The sequence below is a fragment of the Micromonospora sp. WMMD812 genome (genome assembly GCF_027497215.1).
Lineage (GTDB): Bacteria > Actinomycetota > Actinomycetes > Mycobacteriales > Micromonosporaceae > Micromonospora.
Genome location: NZ_CP114904.1, coordinates 4,350,890 through 4,370,389 on the forward strand (window position 1 = coordinate 4,350,890; position 19,500 = coordinate 4,370,389).

The following is a 19,500-nucleotide window of genomic DNA, read 5'->3' on the forward strand; positions in this document are numbered from 1 at the left end:
ATGGGGCGGGCGGCACCGACGGGTGAGCCCGCCCACTACGGTTCCGGCCGAGTGGCGGCTCACGGTCACCGCCGTACACTTGTGGAGATCACTGACCTGGCGCGCCTCCCGCGTGCCCATGGGCGGTCTTGCGGGCGATTCGGCGGCGTTCAGCTGCGGCAGGCCATCGCGAAGATGCGCCCCGCTTGAAAGGCACTTCTTGACCACGTTTGCTGACCCCAGCACGTTCCCGTCCGCTTTCGGCCTCAGCCCGGCGCCGGAGGACACCGCGTCGGAGCCCGCCACCTCGGCTCCGGAGGGCACCGCCCCGGCCGGGGAGACCACCACCGACACCAGGGACTTCGCGGCGCTTGGCCTGCCCGAGCCACTGGTCCGGGCGCTCGCCCGGCAGGGCATCACCACCCCGTTCGAGATCCAGAGCGCGACCGTCCCGGACGCGCTCGCCGGCCGGGACGTCCTCGGCCGGGGCCAGACCGGCTCCGGCAAGACGCTGGCCTTCGGCCTGCCGCTGCTCGCCCGGGTCGCCGCCGGTGAGCGGGCCCGGCCCCTGCACCCGCGCGCCCTGGTCCTGGTGCCCACCCGCGAGCTGGCCATGCAGGTCAACGACGCGCTGCTGCCGCTGGGCAAGGCGGTCGGCGTCTTCCTCAAGACCGCCGTCGGCGGGGTGCCCTACGACCGGCAGATCGACGCGCTGCGCCGTGGTGTCGAGATCGTCGTGGCCACTCCGGGCCGGCTCGGCGACCTGATCGAGCGGGGTGTCTGCCGCCTCGACGACGTCGAGGTGACCGTGCTCGACGAGGCCGACCAGATGGCCGACATGGGCTTCCTGCCGGAGGTCACCGAGCTGCTGGCGAAGACCCCGGCCACCGCGCAGCGGCTGCTCTTCTCGGCCACTCTGGACGGTGACGTCGACACGCTGGTCAAGCGCTTCATGACCGACCCGGTGACGCACTCCACCGCGCCGCCGACCGCGGCCGTGTCCACCATGGACCACCACCTGCTGCTGATCCCGCCGCACGACAAGTTCCCGGTGGCAGCGTCCATCGCCGCCCGCGAGGGCCGGACGATGGTGTTCGCCCGGACCCAGCTCGGCGTGGACCGACTGGTCTCGCAGCTCGCCGCGGTGGGCGTACGGGCCGGCGGGCTGCACGGTGGCAAGACCCAGCGGATGCGTACGCGCACCCTAGCCGAGTTCCGCGAGGGCCGGATGAACGTGCTGGTCGCCACGGACGTGGCCGCCCGCGGCATCCACGTGGACGGCGTCTCGCTGGTGCTGCACGTCGACCCGCCGAAGGACCCGAAGGACTACCTGCACCGGGCCGGCCGGACCGCGCGCGCCGGCGAGTCCGGGGCGGTGGCCACGCTGGTGCTGCCGAAGCAGCGCCGGACCACGCTGGCGATGCTGGAGAAGGCCGGCGTCGAGCCGGCGCAGACCCGGGTCCGGGCCGGCGACCCGGCGCTCGCCGAGCTGACCGGGGCCCGCGAGCCGAGCGGTGTGCCGGTCCGCGAGGAGCCGGAGGAGCCCCGCCGCCACGGCGAGCGCGCCGGCGGCCCGCGTCGCTTCGGCGAGCGGTCCGGCCGCGGTGAGCGCCGCTTCGGCGGCTACGGCGACCGCCCGCAGGGTGACCGGCACGTCGGCGGCCGCGACGAGCGGCGGGACGGCGACCGGCCGTACGGCGAGCGCCGGTACGGGGACACGCCGGGCGGCCGCTGGCACGGCGACCGCGAGCGGCGGTACGCCGACCGCGGCGACGCGCGTGACGACCGGCGGGGTGGCTTCCGCGCCGACGGACGCGGACGCGACGAGCGCCCGGCCGGTTTCCGCAGCGACGCGCACGCGCGCGACGAGCAGCGAGGCGGCTTCCGCGACGACCGGCCTGGTGCCTTCCGCGGCGACGCGCGCGACGACCGACGAGGTGGTTTCCGCAGCGACGCGCGTGACGACCGACGGGGTGGTTTCCGCGGCGACGCGCGCGGCCGCGACGACCGCCCGACCGGTTTCCGGGGCGACGGGCGCGGCCGCGACGACCGCCCGCGCGACGACCGCCGCGGCCCGGGCGCCCGCCCGCCGGCGCGCACCCACTGACGGGCGCGCGGATCCTGGCGGGCTCCGACCCTGGCGGGCCGGTCGCCGACCAGGATCCGCGCGGCCTGAGCGCTGCATGCGCTGCCAGTGTCGGTCCGGTCGCGTAACGTGCGGCTCATGCCGACCATGCCGAAGTCGCTCTTCTGGACCCGGACCGACACCGCCGGCAGCGAGCACGCCCTGTTCGACGACAGCCAGGGGCTCGCTGCCCGGGGCACCATGCTCGCCGTCGACCCGATCCCGTGGACCGCGCGATACCAGTTGGCCACCGCGCCGGACTGGACCACCACCCGGTTCGAGATCGAAGTCGAGGGGACGGGTTGGCTGCGCAGCGTACGCGTGGAACGGGCGGCCGAGCGCTGGCGGGTGACCACCGCCGAGCAGGGTGACCTGGACGCGGTGCTGTCGGCCGCCGGGCACGCGCCCGCCGGCCTGCCCGGCACCGACGACCCCGATCGACTCGCCGACGCCCTCGACGTCGACCTCGGCGGTTCGCCCCTGTTCAACGCCTTGCCGGTGCACCGGCTCGGGCTGACCAAGGGGCCCGCCGAGCGGGCGCGGCGGATCACCGTCGCCTGGGTGCTCCTGCCCAGCCTGGTCGTGTTCCCCGCCGAGCAGGTCTACACGCCGCTGGGGCCGGACCGGGTGCGGTTCGCCAGCGACACGTTCACCGCCGACATCGACCTCGACCCGGACGGCTACGTGCTGCGCTACCCGGGAGTGGCCGAGCGCGCCGGGTCGAGCTGACCCGGGATCAGGCCGGCCAGGCGCCGGTGCTCAGGAAGCGTTCGACGGTGGCCAGGTGCGGAGCCAGGTCGAGGCCTTGGCCGGTCACCCATTCGTCGGCGTAGTAGGTGTCGGCGTACCGGGCGCCGGCGTCGCAGATCAGGGTGACCACCGAGCCGGTCCGCCCGTCGGCGAGCATGCCGGCGATCAGCCCGAAGGCACCCCACAGGTTGGTGCCGGTCGAGCCGCCCACGCGGCGGCCGAGCACCGCCGAGCCGGCCCGCATCGCGGCGATCGAGGCCGCGTCCGGCACCTGCATCATCCGGTCCACCACCGACGGCAGGAAGGACGCCTCGACGGTCGGCCGGCCGATCCCCTCGATTCGGGAGCCCTTCCCGGTCTGCACCGACCAGTCGGCGGCGAGCCAGGCGGGATAGAACGCCGAGTTGTCCGGGTCGACCACGCAGAGCTTGGTGGGCAGCCGGCGGTAGCGGGCGTAGCGGCCGATGGTCGCGCTGGTGCCGCCGGTGCCGGCGCCCACCACGATCCAGTCGGGCACCGGGTGCCGCTCCAGGGCGAGCTGCGCGTAGATCGACTCGGCGATGTTGTTATTGCCCCGCCAGTCGGTGGCCCGCTCGGCGTACGTGAACTGGTCCATGAAGTGCCCGCCGGTGTCCTCGGCGAGCCAGCGGGCCTCGACGACCACCTGCGCCGGGTCGTCCACGAGGTGGCAGCGGCCGCCCTGGAACTCGATCAGGGCGATCTTCTCGGGCGAGGTGGACGCGGGCATCACCGCGATGAACCGCAGCCCCAGCATCCGGGCGAAGTACGCCTCGGAGACCGCGGTCGAGCCGGACGACGCCTCGACGATCGTCGTCGCCGGCCCGATCCAGCCGTTGCACAGCCCGTAGAGGAAGAGCGAGCGGGCCAGCCGGTGCTTGAGCGACCCGGTCGGGTGCACCGACTCATCCTTGAGATAGAGGTCGATCCCCCAGTCGCGGGGCAGCGGGAAGGGCAGCAGGTGCGTGTCGGCCGAGCGGTTGGCGTCCGCCTCCACGGTGGCGATCGCCCCGGTCACCCACCGACGGCCGGCCTCGTCGCATCGATCCAGGTGAGCCATCCCGGAAACGTAGCAGTCAGGCGGGGCCGGGACCCGCCCGTCGGCGCTGCCGGCGCTGTCCGGCTCGGCCGACCGCGCGGACCAGCGGGGTGAGCCCGAGGGCGAGCCGGGGCGCGGCGTCCAGCAGCCGGACCTGCGCACCGCGCCAGCGCGGCAGGGCCACCACCGGGCGTGGCCGCCGGGCCAGCCGGACGACCCGGGCGGCCACCCGGTCGGGCGTGAGCATCGATCCGGTGAAGGAGGCCACCGCGCCCGGATCGTCGAGGCGGTCGTGCAGCATCGGGGTCCAGATCCCGTCCGGGCAGAGGCAGGACACGTGGATCTCGCGGTGGCCGGCCATGCGGAGGTCGGCGAGGGTGCCGAGGCTGAACGCGAGCAGGGCGTGCTTGCTGGCCGCGTAGACCGTCTCGCCCGGCGCCGCCACCAGCCCGGCCAGCGAGACGATGTTGAGCACGTGACCGCGTCCCTGCGCGCGCATCACGTCCAGCGCGGCGAGCGTCCCGTTCATCGCGCCGAGCGCGTTGACGTCGAGCACCTGGCGGCGAGTCGGCCCGTCCTGCTCCCACGCCGGCCCGGTGACCAAGATGCCGGCGTTGTTGACCCAGAGGCCCAGGCCGCCGGCGTGCGCGGCCGCCTCGGCGGCCACCTCGGCGCAGCTGGCCTCGTCGCGGACGTCCAACGGGCGGGACCAGCCACCGAGCGGCGTGGCCGCGGTGGCCACGGCGTCCCGGTCGAGGTCGGTGAGCAGGACGGGCCAGCCGTCGGCGTGCAGCGCCGCGGCGACGGCCCGGCCCAGTCCGCCGGCGGCGCCGGTCACCACGGCGGCGCCGGAAGCGGGGGCGATCATCGGCGCAACCTATCGCCGCCGGTCGACTTGCGCCAGGGCTACGCCCGGTCAGGCGGAGGGCGGGGTGACCGGCTGCGGGCGGTTTTCCCACTTCGTGGAGAGCGCGATGCTCGTGCGGGTGGACGCCACGCCCGGCGTCCGGTTGAGCCGTACGATCAGCTGCTCCAACTCGGCGATGGTGCCCACCCGCGCCTTGAGCAGGAACGACTCGACTCCGGCCATGAAGTAGCAGGACTCGATCTCGGGCATGGCCCGGAATGCCGCGAGGACGTCGTCGGTGTCCGCGCCCGAGTCCTCGACGATGCCGATCAGGGCGGTGACGCCGAGCCCGATCGCCTCCGGTGCGACGTCCGCCCGGTAGCCCCGCAGGACGCCGCCGGCCTCCAGCTTCCCGACCCGCTCGTGCACCGCCGGTGCGGAGAGGCCGACCTGGCGGGCCAGTTCGGCGTAGGAGAGGCGGGCGTTGCCGCGCAAAAGCTCCACGAGGCTGAGGTCGATGGCGTCCACGGACTGTAGACCCTAACGGTTGAGGCGTAACGCCCGGACTCCGGCGTCCGTTGGACATGACAGCAGGTGACAGTTCGCGTACGGAGAGTCAAGGGAGTGCGACGCCGGTACCATTGACTAACTTCCCACTCAGTGCGTTTTTCGCGTTTGGCGGACAGGCCAGGTCGCTGGTGCTGTAATTGCCATACGTCCCTCATGACGGCTCTGGGCTCGCACCGGCCGGGGGCAGTGTGTTCAGCCGGGGGCTTCGTCGAACGCGAGGAGGGGGCTGTGGACACTGGAGATCGCCTGCTGACACCGGGTGAGGTCGCCGCGCTGTTTCGGGTTGACCCGAAGACTGTGACGCGATGGGCGGCAGCGGGTCGGATCGGCAGCATCCGGACTCCAGGAGGGCATCGCCGGTTTCGGGAATCCGAGGTGCGGGCCCTTCTCGAGGGGGAGGGCATGCTGGACGAGACCGACGACATGGGAAGGCCGCGAAACGTCGGCCCGGCCGCCTCGACCGGCCCCGGTCCGGCCAACGCCGGGATGTACTGAGCTCGTACGGGACTCGCCGCGCGGGCCGGGCGACAGGATCCGGTCCGCGTTCCGGCCCGACACTCCGCTGACCGCCGCCGCCCGGCGTCAGTCCCGGGCCGCGCCGAGCTGCCCCGACCAGCGGCGGAACAGCGTGTGCGGCACACCGACCGCGTCCAGCACCTTGCCGGCGACGAAGTCGACCAACTGTTGGGCCGAGGCCGCCGCGCCTGCGCCGTAGAAGCCGGGGCTGGCCGGCAGCACCACCGCACCGGCGTCGTGCAACGCGATCAGGTGCTCCAGGTGGCTGCGGGTCACCGGGGTCTCCCGGGGCACCACCGCCACCGGCCGCCGCTCCTTGAGGTTGACCTCGGCCGCCCGTTGCAGCAGGTCCTTCGACAGCCCGATGGCGATGCCGGCGCAGGCCGCCGTGCTCGCCGGGACGACCACCATCCCGCGCGCCGGGTAGGAGCCGCTGCTCGGCCCGGCCGCCAGGTCACCCGCCGGCCAGTGCCGCACGTCGGCGTCGGCCAGGTCACGGTCGAGCCAGCCGGCGAGGTCGTCGGCCCAGTGCGCGTCACGGAACGGACGGCCGGTCTCGTCGAGGAGGGTCAGCCGGGCCGCCCGGGAGACGATGAGGTCCACCGGTTCTCCGGCGTCGAGCAGCCCGCGTACGACGGCCGCCGCGTACGGCGTGCCGGACGCACCGGAGATCCCGACCACCCATGGTTCACGCATGCCGTCCAGCGTGCCTGGTCACCGCTGCCCGCCGGCGATCGCCCCCGAGGTTCGGGCCCACGGCCACCCGCCGCGATGTCCACGGGAACGGCGGTTGTCCCGCTCCCGCCCGGTTGTCCGGCGGGGCCACACGTGTTCCCGCCCACCTGACATGCTGCCCGAGTCGATGCGCACGGCAACACATCGCACCAGCCCGCCGCACGGGGAGGAGACGGGGGATGACCGGCGCAGTCCTCTGGTCGCTACGGTCCGAGTGCCCGATCCCGCCCCGGCTGTCGCCGTACGCCGACCGGGTGCAGGAGTGGCTGGTCGCCGACCTGCTGCCGGACCTCGGCCTCCCGCTGGACGACGCCGGGGCGCAGCGGCTCGCCCGCGCCGGCTTCGCCCGGTACGCCGGCCGGCTCTACCCCGCCGCGACCGAGGCCGACCTGCGGGTGCTGACCGCGTTGTTCACCTGGTTCTTCCTGGTCGACGACGCCTGCGACGGGCCGGACCGGCTCGATCCGGCGCGGATCCGGGCGCTGCGCGACGGCGCGCTGGCGGTGCTGCACGGCGGGCACCGCCACCGGCACCCGGGACTGGTCGGGCCGCTGCGGCGGCTGCTGGTCAGGGCGTGGCGGGAGCCCCACCGCCGGATGCCGGCCCGCTGGCGGCAGCGCTTCACCGACGCGGTCGCCCACCACCTGACGGGCACCTGGCGCGAGGCGGTCGACAAGTCCGCCGGCCGGCCGCCCGGCGTCGCCGCGTACGTCGAGCTGCGCCGGGCCACCTCGGCGGCCTACGTCTCGTTCCCGCTGGTGGAGTTCGTCACCGGGCGGCCGCTGCCCGACCCGGTCTACCACCACCCGCTGCTGCGCGAGATCGCCGACATCGGCAACGACCTGCTCTCCTGGTACAACGACCTGGCATCGCTGGAGCGGGACCGGGCCACCTCCGGCGGGCACAACCTGGTGCTGGCGGTCGCCGGCGAGCGGGGCGTGCCGGCCGAGGCGGCGGTCCAGCTGGTAGCCGACCGCTGGCGCGCCTCGATGCGGCGCTTCGTCGAGGTGCGCGCGGCGGTGCCGTCGTTCGGGCCGGCGCTGGACGAGGCGGTCACCGACCTGCTCGACGGGGTGGCCAACGCGGTCCGCGGCACCATCGACTGGACGGTCGAGAGCGCCCGCTATCCAGGTGCGTGCCCCGAGCCCGCGAGCCGCCCCGAGCCCGCCACGCCGCCCGCGCCCGCCGCACGCATCGAGCCCGCCCCGCAGCCCGCGCCGGCGGCCGCCGGCTGTTGACCGCGGGCCGCCCACCGGCGACGCCGGGCTCGACCGCCGGCGGCCCGGGTCACGGCCGCAGGCCGAGCCGGATCACCAGATCGAGCAGGGCGAACACGAACAGGGCGATGCCGACGAACCCGTTCGCGGTGAAGAACGCCCGGTTGACCTTGCTCAGGTCGGTCGGGCTGACCACGAGGTGCTGGTAGCCGAAGGCGACCGCGGTCAGCGCCAGCCCGATCCACCAGAGCCAGCCGAACCCGACCAGCGCGCCGAACCAGATGAACAGCGCGAAGGTCACCACGTGCGCGACGGTGGAGGCGTGCAGCGCGAACCGGCGGCCGTACCGGGCCGGGACGCTGTGCACCCCGATCTGCCGGTCGATCTCGGAGTCCTGGCAGGCGTAGATCAGGTCGAAGCCGCCGATCCAGAGACCGACCGCCGCGCCGAGCAGCCAGGCCGGCCCGGAGTCGGCAAAGGTGCCGGTGACCGCCAGCCAGGCGCCGACCGGGCCGACCGCCTGGGCGATCGCCAGGATGGCGTGCGGCCAGTTCGTGAACCGCTTGCCGTACGGGTAGACGACCAGCGGCACCACGGCGAGCGGGGCGAGCGCCAGGCAGAGCGGGTTGAGCAGGGCGGCGGCGACCAGGAAGACCACCAGCGCGACCACCGCGCCGGTCCAGGCGGTCCGCACGCTGACCGCCCCGGTGACCAGTTCCCGCCCGGCGGTTCGCGGGTTCCGCGCGTCGATCCGCCGGTCCAGGATCCGGTTGGCGGCCATCGCGAACGTCCGCGCCCCGACCATCGCCACGGTGATCAGCAGCAGGTCCAGCCAGCGCACGTGCCCGCCGTGGACCCGCATCGCGGTCAGCGCCGACAGGTACGCGAAGGGCAGCGCGAAGACCGAGTGCTCGATGGTGACCAGCCGGAGGAAGGACTTCACCCGGCCGGGGCGTTCCGCCGGCGCGTCGAGTACCGCCATCAGATCCCGTACTCCTTCCAGCGCTTGTCGACCAGCGAGACCACCTCGGGCGACATGCGCATCTCCTCCGGCCAGCCCCGGGTGTAGCCCTCGGCCGGCAGCTTGCGGGTCGCGTCGATGCCCGCCTTGCCGCCCCAGAACTGCTGGTACGACGAGTGGTCGAGGTGGTCCACCGGGCCCTCGGTGAGCAGCAGGTCCCGGGCGTAGTCGACGTTTCCGAAGGCGCGGAAGGCGACCTCGGCGTAGTCGTGCACGTCGCAGTCCTCGTCGACGATCACGATCAGCTTGGTCAGCGACATCAGGTGGGCGCCCCAGATCGCGTTCATCACCTTCTGGGCGTGCTTCGGGTAGCGCTTGCGGATCGAGACGATCGCGCAGTTGTGGAAGACGCCGGCCGCCGGCAGGTCGTAGTCGACGATGTCCGGGATCAGCAGCTTGAGCAGCGGCTGGAAGATCCGCTCGGTGGCCTTGCCGAGGCCGTGGTCCTCCTGCGGCGGCTTCGACGTGATGATCGAGTGGTAGACCGGGTCGCGCTGCATGGTCATCGCCTCGACGTGCAGCACCGGGAACGGCTCGACCGGGGTGTAGAAGCCGGTGTGATCGCCGAACGGCCCCTCGGGCAGCCGTTCGCCGGGCTCGAGGTAGCCCTCCAGCACGACCTGGGCGTGCGCCGGCACCTGGAGCGGCACGGTGAGGCAGTCGACCATCTCGACCCGCTCACCCCGCAGGAAGCCCGCGAACAGGTACTCGTCGATGTCACCGGGCAGCGGCGCAGACGCGGCGTACGACACCACCGGATCGCAGCCGATCGCCACCGCGACCGGCAGCCGCTGCCCGAGACGCTCGGCGACCGCGTGGTGGGCGGTGGAGTCCTTGTGGATCTGCCAGTGCATCCCGAGCGTGTTGTGGGAGTGCTGCTGGAGCCGGTAGAGGCCGAGGTTGCGCTTGCCGGTCTCCGGGTGCTTGGTGTGGGTCAGCCCGAAGTTGTGGAAGATCCCGCCGTCGCCCGGCCAGACCTGCAGGCCTGGCAGGCGGTTCAGGTCGACGTCGTCGCCCCGGTAGACCACCTGCTGGCAGGGGGCGGTCTTCACCTTGCGCGGCGGCACCGACTTGAGCTGCATGACCTTGCCCAGGCCCTCGCGGATCCCCGACCAGCCGACCGGCAGCTCCGGCTTGACCAGGGCGCCGATCCGCGCGCCGATCTCGTCGAGCGACTCGACGCCGAGCGCCATCGCCATCCGCTTCTCGGTGCCGAACAAGTTGATCGCCACCGGCATCTCACCCCGGGTCGGCCGCTCGAAGAGCAGCGCCGGCCCGCCCGCGCGGACCGTCCGGGTGACCACTTCGCTGATCTCCAGGCTCGGGTCGACCGGGACGTCCACCCGCCGCAGTTCGCCCGCGCGCTCCAGCGCGGCGAGGAATTCCTTCAGATCGGTGTACGGGAAGCGAGCCGCCATGCCCGCAAGTCTCCCCCACCACCGCCCGGGCCCTCCCGGCCGGGTCGGGGCGCCGTGGCCCGGTCGGCGTCGCGCGCCATCGGAACGGTCCGCCGGGTCTCCGTGAGCCACGCCACAACAGCCACCGACCCGGCCGGATCTGTCGGTGCCGAGCAGCATCATCCGTGGGCGCGTCGCGAAGCGAGGGGGTCCGCCATGTCACGTCGAACGTCGGTGCGGTTGAACGTCGTCGAGCGCGGGGCCGGCGCACCGGTGCTGGCCCTGCACGGCTGGTCGCCCGACCACCGCCTGATGCTCGGTTGCCTCGAGCCGGTGTTCGCCGGGCGCACCGGATACCGCCGGCTGTACCCGGATCTGCCCGGCATGGGCGCGTCGCCGGCCCCGCCGGAGATCGCCAGCTCCGACGACGTGCTCGACGCCGTTCAGGATGTCGTGGACGAGGCGTTCGGCGACACGCCGTTCCTGCTCGTCGGCGAGTCCTACGGCGGTTACCTCGCCCGCGCTCTCGTCCGGGCCCGCCCCGACCAGGTGCTCGGCCTGGCCCTGATCTGCCCCATCGGCACGGCGGTGGAGCACGCGGAACGCCGGGTGCCGCGGCGGCAGGTGCTGCGTGCTGACCCAGAACTGCTCGCGTCGGCCGATCCCCTGGCCGCCGAGGAGTTCGCGGACATCGCGGTCGTCCAGTCACCGGAGACGTTGCGGCGGTTCAGCGACGAGATCCTGGTCGGCCTCGATCTCCGGGACGCCGCGGCGATGGCCCGGATCCGGCAGCGGTGGACGCTCGCGCGGGATCCCGAGGACGGCCCGGTGTTCCCCCGCCCCACCCTGGTCCTCACCGGCCGGCAGGACGACAGCGTGGGCTACCTCGACCAGTTCGCGCTGCTGCCGCACTACCCGCGAGCGACGTTCGCGGTGCTGGACGTCGCCGGGCACAACCTGCAGATCGAGCAGCCGGCCCTGTTCGACGCGCTGGTGTCCGAGTGGCTCGACCGGGTCGCCGCCGAGGTCTGAGCACACGACGAACGGGCACCGACACGGCGCCGCAGCCAGGGTCAGGCGGCGGGTGTCCAGGCGTACTCGGCGAGCGGGGCGTCCAGCGGGGCGTCGACCAGGCGGTTGGCGAAGGTCGAGATGGTGTACGCGCCGACGCCCAGCACCACGTCGAGGGCGTTGCGCTTGGCGAAGCCGGCCGCGAGGAACGCGCGCAGCTCGTCGTCCGGGACGTCGCCCCGATGGTCCAGCACCGCCAGCACGAACCGCCGGAGCGCCTCCAGCCGGTGCGCGGGCAGCGGCGTGCCGGCGCGGAGCGCCTCGATCAACTCGGGCGCGGCGCCGCTCCGGTGCAGGACGCCGGTGTGCAGCGCCACGCAGACGTGGCACTCGTTGCGGGTGGCGACGGTCAGCACCACCACCTCCCGCTCGATCGGGGCGAGCGCCGCGGCCTCGAAGAACCGGTTGACGGTGAGGAACCCCTTGAGGGCCTCCGGCGACTCGGCCATCCGGGCGACCGCCACGGGCAGGTAGCCGAACTTCTGCCGTACGCCCTCCATGGTCGGGCGGACGGCGGCGGGCGCGGTCTCGGACGTGTGGGTGGGGAAGTCGCGCTCGGGCACGATGACCTGCTTTCCGTGGCGGGGCAGCGCCGGCCGGGGCCGGCGGGCGGGGGTGCTCGGCGTACGATCGTCAACGTGGTTGACGAAATAGTAAACGTGGTTGTCGAACGTGGCAAGCGCTGATCCCGAGCGGCCCGGCTTCCTGCTGCCCCTGCTCCTGCTGGCCGGCTTCCGTACGCTCATCGACGACCTGCACACGGAGCTGGCGCGGCAGGGGCACAGCGAGCTGCGGCCGCTGCACGGCTTCGTGCTCCAGGCTGTCGGCGTCGACGGGACCACCGCGACCGAGCTGGGCCAGCGGCTGGGCATCTCCAAGCAGGCCGCCGGCAAGACGGTGGACCGGCTGGTCGAACTCGGCTACCTGGAGCGCGCCGACGACCCGCGCGACGCCCGACGAAAGCGTGTCCGGATGACCCCGCGCGGGCGCGACGGGCTACGCCGCTCGGCGGTCGTCTTCGACGAGCTGCGTGAGCGGTGGGTGGCCACGCTCGGCCCGGACCGGGTGGCCGCCATCGAGGACGACCTGCGCGCCGTCACCCCGGCCAACTGGTTCCGCCTCGACGTGCCGGGCTGGTTCGGAGTCTGACCGCTATGCGCACAGACCGGCGCGCCCGGTCAGGTTCGCCGGCCGGCGAGAAAACTCACCGACGCTGGCGCGCCGGACCGGCCGGGGCGGAAGCTGGGGACATGTCGGACGTCTACGTGGTCGGGGACCCGGACGGCCTGTCGCCGCTGCTCGCCGAGGTGCGCGACGCGATCGCCCGGGAACTGCACGCCCAGCTCGCGCTGCGCGCCGAGCGGATCGAACTCGCCGACGTGCCCGAGGTCTCCTACCAGGTCACCCTGCGGGTCGACGAGCTGCTCCGGCAGCGCCGGCCACGGGTCGTTCAGTCACCCTGACAGCGGCGCGCAGGACCACGTCGGGCCGCCGGACGGCCGCCCGCCGCAGTTGTAGAACGACGTTTCTCATGGGCGCAGTCCGACAAGTCGCGTCGTCAGTCCAGGCCGCCGTACGAGTGCAGGCCGGTGAAGTAGATGTTCACGCCGAACAGGTTCATCAGCATGGTGAGGAAGCCGAGCACGGCGATCCAGGTCGCCACGTTGCGCTTCACGCTCGGCGTGGCCCGCGCATGCAGGTAGCCGGCGTAGACCACCCAGGAGATGAACGCCCAGGTCTCCTTCGGGTCCCAGCCCCACGGCCGCCCCCAGGCGGCCTCGGCCCAGATGGCGCCCGCGATCACCGCGAACGTGAAGACCGGGAACGAGAAGGCGTGCAGCACGAAGGTCAGCCGCTCCAGCGCGGCCGCCGCCGGGAGCCGCTTGGCCAGCGTGTACGGGAAGCGGTTCCGTCCCTGCTCGTAGCCGTTGCGCATGAGGAAGGCCACCGCCGGCACCACACCGAGCAGGAAGATCCCGGAGGAGAAGACGATCGTCGACACGTGGATGACGAACCAGTACGAGTTGAGCGCAGGCACCAGCGGAACGACGGGCACGTAGAGCACCAGCTCGGCGGTGGCCAGCAGCAGCACCATCACCAGGGTGAGGAACAGCCCGAGCCGGCGCAGCGACGGCCGCTTGGCGAGCACCACGAGCCACGCGGCGGCGCCGATGAACGAGACCGTGAGCACGAACTCGTACATGTTGCCCCACGGCATCCGGTCGGCGGCGACGCCGCGGGTGACCAGGGCCGCGAGGTGCAGCAGGACGGCGACCGCGGTGACCCAGACGGCGACCCGGCCGCCCAGCCGGCCCCGATCGGCGGACCGGTTCGCCGCGACGACCACCGGCGGCACCGGCGCGGCCGGGGCGGTGATCGTCCCGCCGGACGCGCCGACGCCCGCGCCGACCAGTTCCCGGGCGGGCGCGGCGGCGGTGGCCCGCGTCCGGGCATTGCCGAGCGCGTACTCGACGGCGTGGCTGATCATCGCGACGAGGTACGCCAGGATCGCGAACGTCACCAGCTGATCGGAGAGTGCGGACATCACTCTGTCCCTTCCCGCGCCGCGGCCCGGTCGGTCCGTTCCGTGCCGGCCCGCTCGTCGTCCGGCCGCCCGTCACCGCTCACCGCGGCGACGAGCTGCGCGAACTCGTCGGCGAACCCTGGATAGTCGGTGCGCGGCAACCCACCGACCTCGACCAAACTACTACCGCTCGTCGGAGTTGCGCTCCCGGGGGCCGCGGATCCGTCCGGCATCACCCGGAAGAAGACCCGGCGCCGCCGGCCGAACAGCGCCCCCATCAGCCCGAGGAGCAGCGTCCCGCAGCTCACCAGCAGCAGCGTCGACCCGGGGTCGTGCCGGACGCTGAGGGTGACGTAGCTCCTGGTGCCCAGGAACTCGACCGTGGTGCCGTCGTCCAGCTTCCAGGTCTCGCCCTGCTTGAGCACCTTCTCGCCGACCTGCTTCACCTTGCCCATCCGGACCTGCCGCTGGTCCAGCTCGTAGACCGAGCCGGGGATGCCGGCGTCCAGGCCGAGGTTGCCGCGGTAGGCGACCAGGTTGAGCGCGGGGTTGCGCTCGGTCGGGTACTGCGACCGCACGTACGGCGGAGAGTCCGGCGCCGTCGGCAGGTAGAGGCCGGTGAACGCCACCTGGAGGTCCGAGTCGCGCTTACCGGTCGCCGGGTCGACGTTGGCGTCCGGGAACGCCGCCAGGCCCTCGCTGGTCAGGCCCATGTCGCCGGTGGTGAGGAACGGCTCCGCGCTGACCTGGCTGCGCCCGTAGCGGTCGGTGTAGCGGATGACCGGGGCGTACCCGTGGCCGAGCAGGTAGACGCTGGCACCGTCCAGCCGCAGGGGCGAGTTCACCGAGAAGTCGGCGGTCCGGGTGGCCCGGCCGGGCTCCTCCACCGTCACCGTGGCGTTGAAGTACTCCGGCTGCCCCGACTCCAGGAACCGGGCCTGGAACTGGTCCAGGGTCAGGCAGAAGCCGGGCAGTCGAGCGCTGTCCACCCGCGGGCCCAGCTTCGCCTCGGCGTACTGCTGGCGGGTGTTGCAGAAGGCCTTCTCCTCACCGGCCACCAGCAGCCGGTTGCCGCTCCAGCCGAACCACGAGCCGAGCGCGACGCCGATCAGCACGACCACCAGCGAGCTGTGGAAGAGCAGGTTGCCCGACTCCTTGAAGTAGCCCTTCTCGGCGGAGACCTCGTCGCCACGGACCGTCACCCGCCAGCGCCGCCGGCGCAGCACCTCGGCGATCGCCGCCGCGCCCCCGGCCGGTGCGGCCAGCACCGCATGCTGGGGCAGCCGGTCCAGCCGCTTCGGCGCGGCCGGCGGCTTGGCCCGCAGCGCCCGAACGTGGTCGCGCAGCCGCGGCGTGATGCAGCCGATCAGCGAGATGAAGAGCAGCAGGTAGATCGCGGAGAACCAGACCGAGCTGAAGACGTCGAAGCCGCCGATCTGGTCCAGCCGGGGAGCCAGGTCGGGGTGGTCGGCGAAGTACTCCCTGACCTTCTCCGGGCTGATGTTCCGCTGCGGCAGCACCGAGCCGGGAATGGCCGCGACCGCGAGCAGGAACAGCAGCACCAGTGCCGTACGCATGCTGGTCAGCTGCCGCCAGGAATTGCGCAGCAGGGCCAGCACCCGGTTGGGGCGGCGCCGGGGCGCCTCCGCGGGCGTGGCCGGTCGCTCGTCCACGACGGTCATCAGATGCTCACCTCGCCCACTCCGACGGTGGTCTGCAGCCAGATCACGACGTTCGTCCAGCCACCGGTGACCAGCGCGAGGCCGATCAGGATCAGCAGGGCCCCGCCGACCCGGGTGACCCAGCGGCTGTTGCGCCGGATCGCGCGGAAGACCCCGAGCAGGCGCTCGAAGCCCAGCCCGAAGATGACGAACGGTATCCCCAGCCCGAGGCAGTACGCCACGGCGAGCACCACCGCCCGGTCGATCTGCCCGCTGACGGTGGCCATTCCCGTCACGGCCGCCAGGGTGGGGCCGACGCACGGCACCCAACTCAGCGCGAAGACCGCGCCGAAGACCGGCGCCCCGAGCAAGCCGGCGGACGGGAGCCGGGAGATGCGGAACTCGCGCTCCATGCCGGGGATCAGGCCCACGAAGGCCAGCCCCAGCACGATGATCAGCGCGCCGATGACGATCTCCAGCGTCCGTTCGTACGTGAAGAAGACCTTCCCCACGCTCGCGAAGAGGATCGCGGTGGCGGTGAACACGACGGTGAAGCCGGCGATGAAGAGCAGCGTCCCGGCGAGCACCCGGCCCTTCACCAGCGCGGTCGCGGCCCGGGCGCTCCGCTGGCGCAGCGCGACGGCCGTGCCCCCGCTCGGCCCGTCGGCCGCCTCCGTCACCGGAGGCCCCGACCGGGCGCCGCGCCCCTCCAGGTCGGCGCCGGCCAGGCCGGTGACGTACGACAGGTAGCCCGGCATCAGCGGCAGCACGCACGGCGACAGGAAGCTGACCAGCCCGGCGAGGGCGGCCGCGCCGATGGCGAGCAGCAGTGGGCCGTCGAGGGCGACCTGCCGGAACGTCTCGCCCATCAGCGGGAACCGGACGCGGGCTGCTCGGCGGCGATCTGCTCGACGATCGGTTGCAGGCCGTCCTGCTTGACCGCGGCGCGGATCACCGCGGCGATCCGGCCGTCCCGGTCGAGCACCACGGTGGCCGGGATCGTGTTCGGCGGGATGTCCAGAGCGAGCGCCAGGCGGCTCGGTGGGTCGAAGAGGCTCGGGTAGGTGACCCGGCCCTCCTCGAACGCGAGCGCCTTGTCCTTGTTGTCCTGCACGTTGATGCCGAGGAACGTCACGCCGGAGGCCTTGGTGGCCTGGTAGGTGGCCTCCAGGTCGTCCGCCTCGGCGCGGCACGGCGCGCACCAGGAGCCCCAGAAGTTGACCACGACGACCTGACCGCGGGCCTGGGAGACGTCGTAGCTGCCGCCGGTGAGCAGGTCACCGGCGATCTTCGGTGGCGCGGACCGCTGGTCCGGCGCGCACTCGATCACGCCCTCGGCGGAGGTGGCGCAGGTCTTCTCCTGGCTCTGCGACGTGCAACCGACCAGCGCCACCGCGGCGACGGCGGCGAGCAGACCGGCGGTCCACCTCCGGGTACGCATCAGGCCCCCTTGGCCGTCCGGGCGGTCGGCGACATCGCGATGAGGTGGGCGGCCGGCTCGGAGTAGCCGATGCCGACGACCTTGGCGCCGTCGAAGTGGAACGAGGTGAGACTCGCCAGGCCGCACTGCCGCCGGCGCGGGTCGTGCCAGAGGCGCTTGCGCTCGACGTGCCGGCGCAGCGTCCAGATCGGCAGCTGGTGCGAGACGAGCACCGCCTCGCGCCCCTCGGCGGCGATCCGGGCGGCGTGCAGTGCGGCGAACATCCGCTCGGCGATCGCCCGGTAGGCCTCACCCCAGGACGGGGTGACCGGGTCGCGCAGCACCCACCAGTTGCGCGGGTCGCGGAAGGAGCCGTCGCCCGGCGAGACCTTCTTGCCCTCGAACCAGTTGGCGCTCTCGATCAGCCGCTCGTCCACCCCGACCGGCAGGCCGAACTGCCCGGCGATCGGCTCGGCGGTCTGCTGCGCGCGCTCCAGCGGGCTGGCCACCACGTGCACCACATCCCGCTCGGCGAGCCCCTGCGCGGCGGCCTTGGCCATCTGCACGCCGAGCTCGGAGAGGCGGAAACCGGGCAGCCGGCCGTAGAGGATCTTGTCCGGGTTGTGCACCTCGCCGTGCCGCAGCACGTGGACCACCGTCTTGCTCACCGCGCCTACCCCCCGTTAGCCGCCGCTGCCGCCGCCCGCGCAGCCGAGGGCAGCGCGTCGGCGATCTGCTCCAGAGCGGCGTCGTCGAGCGCCGCCGACACGAACCACGACTCGAACGCGCTCGGCGGCAGGTACACGCCGGCGGCGAGCATCGCGTGGAAGAACGCCTTGAACGCCGGAACCTGCTGGGTCCGGGCGCTGTCGTAGTCGACCACGTCGGCGTCGGTGAAGAAGATCGAGAACATGCTGCCCGCGTACGACAGCCGGTGCGGGACGCCGGCGGCGGCGAGCGCGTCGGCGGCGAGCTTGCCCACGACGGCGGCCGTCTCGTCGAGGCGCTGGTAGAGCGCGTCGTCGGCGAGGCGCAGGGTGGCCAGGCCGGCGGCGCAGGCGAGCGGGTTCCCGGAGAGCGTGCCCGCCTGGTAGACCGGGCCGGCCGGGGCGAGTCGGGCCATGATCTCCGCCCGCCCGCCGAAGGCCGCGGCGGGCAGGCCACCGCCCATGACCTTGCCGTACGTCCACAGGTCCGCGTCGGACGGGTCGAGGCCGTGCCAGCCGGAGCGGGAGACCCGGAACCCGGTCATGACCTCGTCGACGACGAGCAGGGCGCCGTACGCGTGCGCGAGCCGGGCCAGCGCCTGGTTGAACCCGTCGCGCGGGGCGACGACGCCCATGTTGCCGGCGGCGGCCTCGGTGATCACCGCGGCGATGTGCTGCCCCTCGGCGGCGAAGGCCTCCTCCACCGCGCGGAGGTCGTTGTACGGCAGCACGATCGTCTCGCTGGCCGCCGCGCCGGTGACCCCGGGCGAGTCGGGCAGGCCGAGGGTGGCCACCCCGGAGCCGGCGGCGGCGAGCAGGGCGTCCACGTGACCGTGGTAGCAGCCGGCGAACTTGATGATCTTGGAGCGGCCGGTGAAGCCCCGGGCCAGTCGGATCGCCGACATGGTGGCCTCAGTGCCGGAGTTGACCAGCCGGACCTGCTCGACCGGGGTGCGGTCGACGATCTCCGCGGCCAGCTCCACCTCGGCGGGGGTGGGGGTGCCGAAGCTGGTGCCCCGGGCGGCTGCGGCCTGCACGGCGGCGACCACCTCCGGGTGGGCGTGACCGAGGACCAGCGGGCCCCAGGAGCAGACCAGGTCCACATAACGCCGGTCGTCGGCGTCGTAGAGCCAGGGCCCCTCCCCCCGGACCATGAAGCGCGGGGTGCCGCCAACCGCGCGGAAGGCACGCACGGGGGAGTTCACCCCGCCCGGCACGATGGCGCGGGCGCGGTCGAAGAGGGCCTCGGAGGCCGGGGCGTCGGCCGGATAGCGGCCGGATCCGGCGGAATGGGTCTCGGTCACGATGCCGCCATTGTGTCAGCGCCGGCGGATGCGACGGCAACGACCCCTGGCAGGGGTTACCCGGCTCACCCGGGCCGGAAGTGGATCTGGGTCGTGCCTCGACAGGCCGGGTCGACCGGATCGCGTTAGGCTGACCGGGTGGATCGTGCCGAACTGTCCATCACGGTACACCGGACGGGCGACGAAGCTGTGCTGCGCCTGGCCGGTGAGATCGACATGCTCACGGCCGCCCAGCTGTCGACCGTCGTGAACGAGGTGCTCACCGACCCGCCACCGCGGATCGTGCTCGACCTCGCCGGGGTCACGTTCTGCGACTCGCAGGGGCTGGGCACCCTGGTCGTGCTCAGCCGCAAGGCGAGCCACGCGCAGAGTCTCCTGGTTCTCACCCACGTGGGCGACTTCCTGCTCCGCGTGCTGGACATCACCGGGCTGCGCTCGGCCCTCATGATCCGCAACGACCAGACGGCCAGCTGAGCCACCCAGCACCGCCCCCACCCTCCCCGCCCCCGCCCTTCCGGCCCCCGCCCTTCGGGCCCCGTTGATCATGAGGTTTACGGCACCGATTGCCGGATTTGGCGCCGCAAAGTTCATGATCAACC

Annotated in this window: 21 protein-coding genes; 8 read left to right on the forward strand and 13 right to left on the reverse strand. The window is 73.2% G+C overall.

What is annotated here, in order from left to right:
- Positions 1 to 199: 199 nt before the first annotated feature.
- Together O7603_RS20010 and O7603_RS20015 are read left to right on the forward strand one after the other, a co-directional pair.
- Positions 200 to 2,086 (forward strand): DEAD/DEAH box helicase, encoded by a 1,887-nt coding sequence (locus tag O7603_RS20010; protein ID WP_281571330.1) that lies wholly within the window; start codon positions 200 to 202, stop codon positions 2,084 to 2,086.
- Between the two features lie 117 nt (positions 2,087 to 2,203).
- Positions 2,204 to 2,833, forward strand: a complete 630-nt coding sequence (locus O7603_RS20015) for a putative glycolipid-binding domain-containing protein (RefSeq protein WP_281571331.1) — start codon at positions 2,204 to 2,206, stop codon at positions 2,831 to 2,833.
- A 7-nt stretch (positions 2,834 to 2,840) separates the two neighbouring features.
- On the opposite strand, the gene O7603_RS20020 is transcribed toward O7603_RS20015, so the two are convergent.
- Genes O7603_RS20020 through O7603_RS20030 form a run of 3 tightly spaced genes read right to left on the reverse strand, consistent with a single transcriptional unit; the run spans position 2,841 to position 5,286 of the window.
- Positions 2,841 to 3,932 carry a PLP-dependent cysteine synthase family protein gene (locus O7603_RS20020; protein WP_281571332.1) on the reverse strand — a complete coding sequence of 364 codons (1,092 nt, stop codon included), beginning with the start codon at positions 3,930 to 3,932 and terminating at the stop codon, positions 2,841 to 2,843.
- A 16-nt stretch (positions 3,933 to 3,948) separates the two neighbouring features.
- The gene (locus tag O7603_RS20025; RefSeq protein ID WP_281571333.1) at positions 3,949 to 4,779 is read right to left on the reverse strand and encodes an SDR family NAD(P)-dependent oxidoreductase; all 831 of its coding nucleotides are present in this window, start codon (positions 4,777 to 4,779) and stop codon (positions 3,949 to 3,951) included.
- 48 nt (positions 4,780 to 4,827) lie between these two features.
- A complete protein-coding gene (locus tag O7603_RS20030; RefSeq protein WP_281571334.1) occupies positions 4,828 to 5,286 on the reverse strand; it encodes an Lrp/AsnC family transcriptional regulator in 459 nt (152 codons plus the stop codon).
- A gap of 270 nt (positions 5,287 to 5,556) precedes the next feature.
- On the opposite strand from O7603_RS20030, the gene O7603_RS20035 reads away from it, so the two are divergent.
- Positions 5,557 to 5,823, forward strand: coding sequence for a BldC family transcriptional regulator (locus O7603_RS20035; RefSeq protein ID WP_281576744.1), 267 nt, complete (start codon positions 5,557 to 5,559; stop codon positions 5,821 to 5,823).
- Positions 5,824 to 5,910: 87 nt separating this feature from the next.
- On the opposite strand, the gene O7603_RS20040 is transcribed toward O7603_RS20035, so the two are convergent.
- On the reverse strand, positions 5,911 to 6,540 hold the full coding sequence (locus O7603_RS20040; protein ID WP_281571335.1) for a UbiX family flavin prenyltransferase: 630 nt from the start codon (positions 6,538 to 6,540) through the stop codon (positions 5,911 to 5,913).
- A 218-nt stretch (positions 6,541 to 6,758) separates the two neighbouring features.
- Between O7603_RS20040 and O7603_RS20045 the strand changes: the two genes are divergently transcribed.
- Positions 6,759 to 7,817, forward strand: coding sequence for a terpene synthase (locus O7603_RS20045; RefSeq protein ID WP_281571336.1), 1,059 nt, complete (start codon positions 6,759 to 6,761; stop codon positions 7,815 to 7,817).
- A 49-nt stretch (positions 7,818 to 7,866) separates the two neighbouring features.
- Here the strand turns inward: O7603_RS20045 and mqnP are convergent, their stop codons facing one another.
- Together mqnP and O7603_RS20055 are read right to left on the reverse strand one after the other, a co-directional pair.
- Positions 7,867 to 8,778 carry a menaquinone biosynthesis prenyltransferase MqnP gene (gene mqnP / locus O7603_RS20050; protein WP_281571337.1) on the reverse strand — a complete coding sequence of 304 codons (912 nt, stop codon included), beginning with the start codon at positions 8,776 to 8,778 and terminating at the stop codon, positions 7,867 to 7,869.
- Positions 8,778 to 10,235, reverse strand: coding sequence for a menaquinone biosynthesis decarboxylase (locus O7603_RS20055; protein ID WP_281571338.1), 1,458 nt, complete (start codon positions 10,233 to 10,235; stop codon positions 8,778 to 8,780). The genes mqnP and O7603_RS20055 overlap by 1 nt, the downstream gene beginning before the upstream one ends.
- Before the next feature lie 195 nt (positions 10,236 to 10,430).
- On the opposite strand from O7603_RS20055, the gene O7603_RS20060 reads away from it, so the two are divergent.
- Positions 10,431 to 11,246 (forward strand): alpha/beta hydrolase, encoded by an 816-nt coding sequence (locus O7603_RS20060; RefSeq protein WP_281571339.1) that lies wholly within the window; start codon positions 10,431 to 10,433, stop codon positions 11,244 to 11,246.
- Positions 11,247 to 11,287: 41 nt separating this feature from the next.
- Here the strand turns inward: O7603_RS20060 and O7603_RS20065 are convergent, their stop codons facing one another.
- Positions 11,288 to 11,848 (reverse strand): carboxymuconolactone decarboxylase family protein, encoded by a 561-nt coding sequence (locus O7603_RS20065; RefSeq protein WP_281571340.1) that lies wholly within the window; start codon positions 11,846 to 11,848, stop codon positions 11,288 to 11,290.
- 109 nt (positions 11,849 to 11,957) lie between these two features.
- On the opposite strand from O7603_RS20065, the gene O7603_RS20070 reads away from it, so the two are divergent.
- Together O7603_RS20070 and O7603_RS20075 are read left to right on the forward strand one after the other, a co-directional pair.
- Positions 11,958 to 12,434 (forward strand): MarR family transcriptional regulator, encoded by a 477-nt coding sequence (locus tag O7603_RS20070; RefSeq protein ID WP_281571341.1) that lies wholly within the window; start codon positions 11,958 to 11,960, stop codon positions 12,432 to 12,434.
- A 101-nt stretch (positions 12,435 to 12,535) separates the two neighbouring features.
- Positions 12,536 to 12,748, forward strand: a complete 213-nt coding sequence (locus O7603_RS20075; RefSeq protein ID WP_281571342.1) for a hypothetical protein — start codon at positions 12,536 to 12,538, stop codon at positions 12,746 to 12,748.
- A 95-nt stretch (positions 12,749 to 12,843) separates the two neighbouring features.
- On the opposite strand, the gene ccsB is transcribed toward O7603_RS20075, so the two are convergent.
- From ccsB to hemL, 6 genes are read right to left on the reverse strand one after another with little or no spacing between them, the layout of a single operon-like run.
- Positions 12,844 to 13,830 carry a c-type cytochrome biogenesis protein CcsB gene (ccsB, locus tag O7603_RS20080; RefSeq protein WP_281571343.1) on the reverse strand — a complete coding sequence of 329 codons (987 nt, stop codon included), beginning with the start codon at positions 13,828 to 13,830 and terminating at the stop codon, positions 12,844 to 12,846.
- The gene (locus O7603_RS20085; protein WP_281571344.1) at positions 13,830 to 15,491 is read right to left on the reverse strand and encodes a cytochrome c biogenesis protein ResB; all 1,662 of its coding nucleotides are present in this window, start codon (positions 15,489 to 15,491) and stop codon (positions 13,830 to 13,832) included. The genes ccsB and O7603_RS20085 overlap by 1 nt, the downstream gene beginning before the upstream one ends.
- A complete protein-coding gene (locus O7603_RS20090; protein WP_281571345.1) occupies positions 15,491 to 16,339 on the reverse strand; it encodes a cytochrome c biogenesis protein CcdA in 849 nt (282 codons plus the stop codon). The genes O7603_RS20085 and O7603_RS20090 overlap by 1 nt, the downstream gene beginning before the upstream one ends.
- The gene (locus tag O7603_RS20095; protein WP_281571346.1) at positions 16,339 to 16,911 is read right to left on the reverse strand and encodes a TlpA disulfide reductase family protein; all 573 of its coding nucleotides are present in this window, start codon (positions 16,909 to 16,911) and stop codon (positions 16,339 to 16,341) included. Before O7603_RS20095 ends, O7603_RS20090 begins: the two co-directional genes overlap by 1 nt.
- Positions 16,911 to 17,558 carry a histidine phosphatase family protein gene (locus tag O7603_RS20100; RefSeq protein WP_281571347.1) on the reverse strand — a complete coding sequence of 216 codons (648 nt, stop codon included), beginning with the start codon at positions 17,556 to 17,558 and terminating at the stop codon, positions 16,911 to 16,913. The genes O7603_RS20095 and O7603_RS20100 overlap by 1 nt, the downstream gene beginning before the upstream one ends.
- A 5-nt stretch (positions 17,559 to 17,563) precedes the next feature.
- The gene (gene hemL / locus O7603_RS20105) at positions 17,564 to 18,901 is read right to left on the reverse strand and encodes a glutamate-1-semialdehyde 2,1-aminomutase (RefSeq protein WP_281571348.1); all 1,338 of its coding nucleotides are present in this window, start codon (positions 18,899 to 18,901) and stop codon (positions 17,564 to 17,566) included.
- 138 nt (positions 18,902 to 19,039) lie between these two features.
- On the opposite strand from hemL, the gene O7603_RS20110 reads away from it, so the two are divergent.
- On the forward strand, positions 19,040 to 19,375 hold the full coding sequence (locus O7603_RS20110; protein ID WP_281571349.1) for an STAS domain-containing protein: 336 nt from the start codon (positions 19,040 to 19,042) through the stop codon (positions 19,373 to 19,375).
- Positions 19,376 to 19,500: the final 125 nt, after the last annotated feature.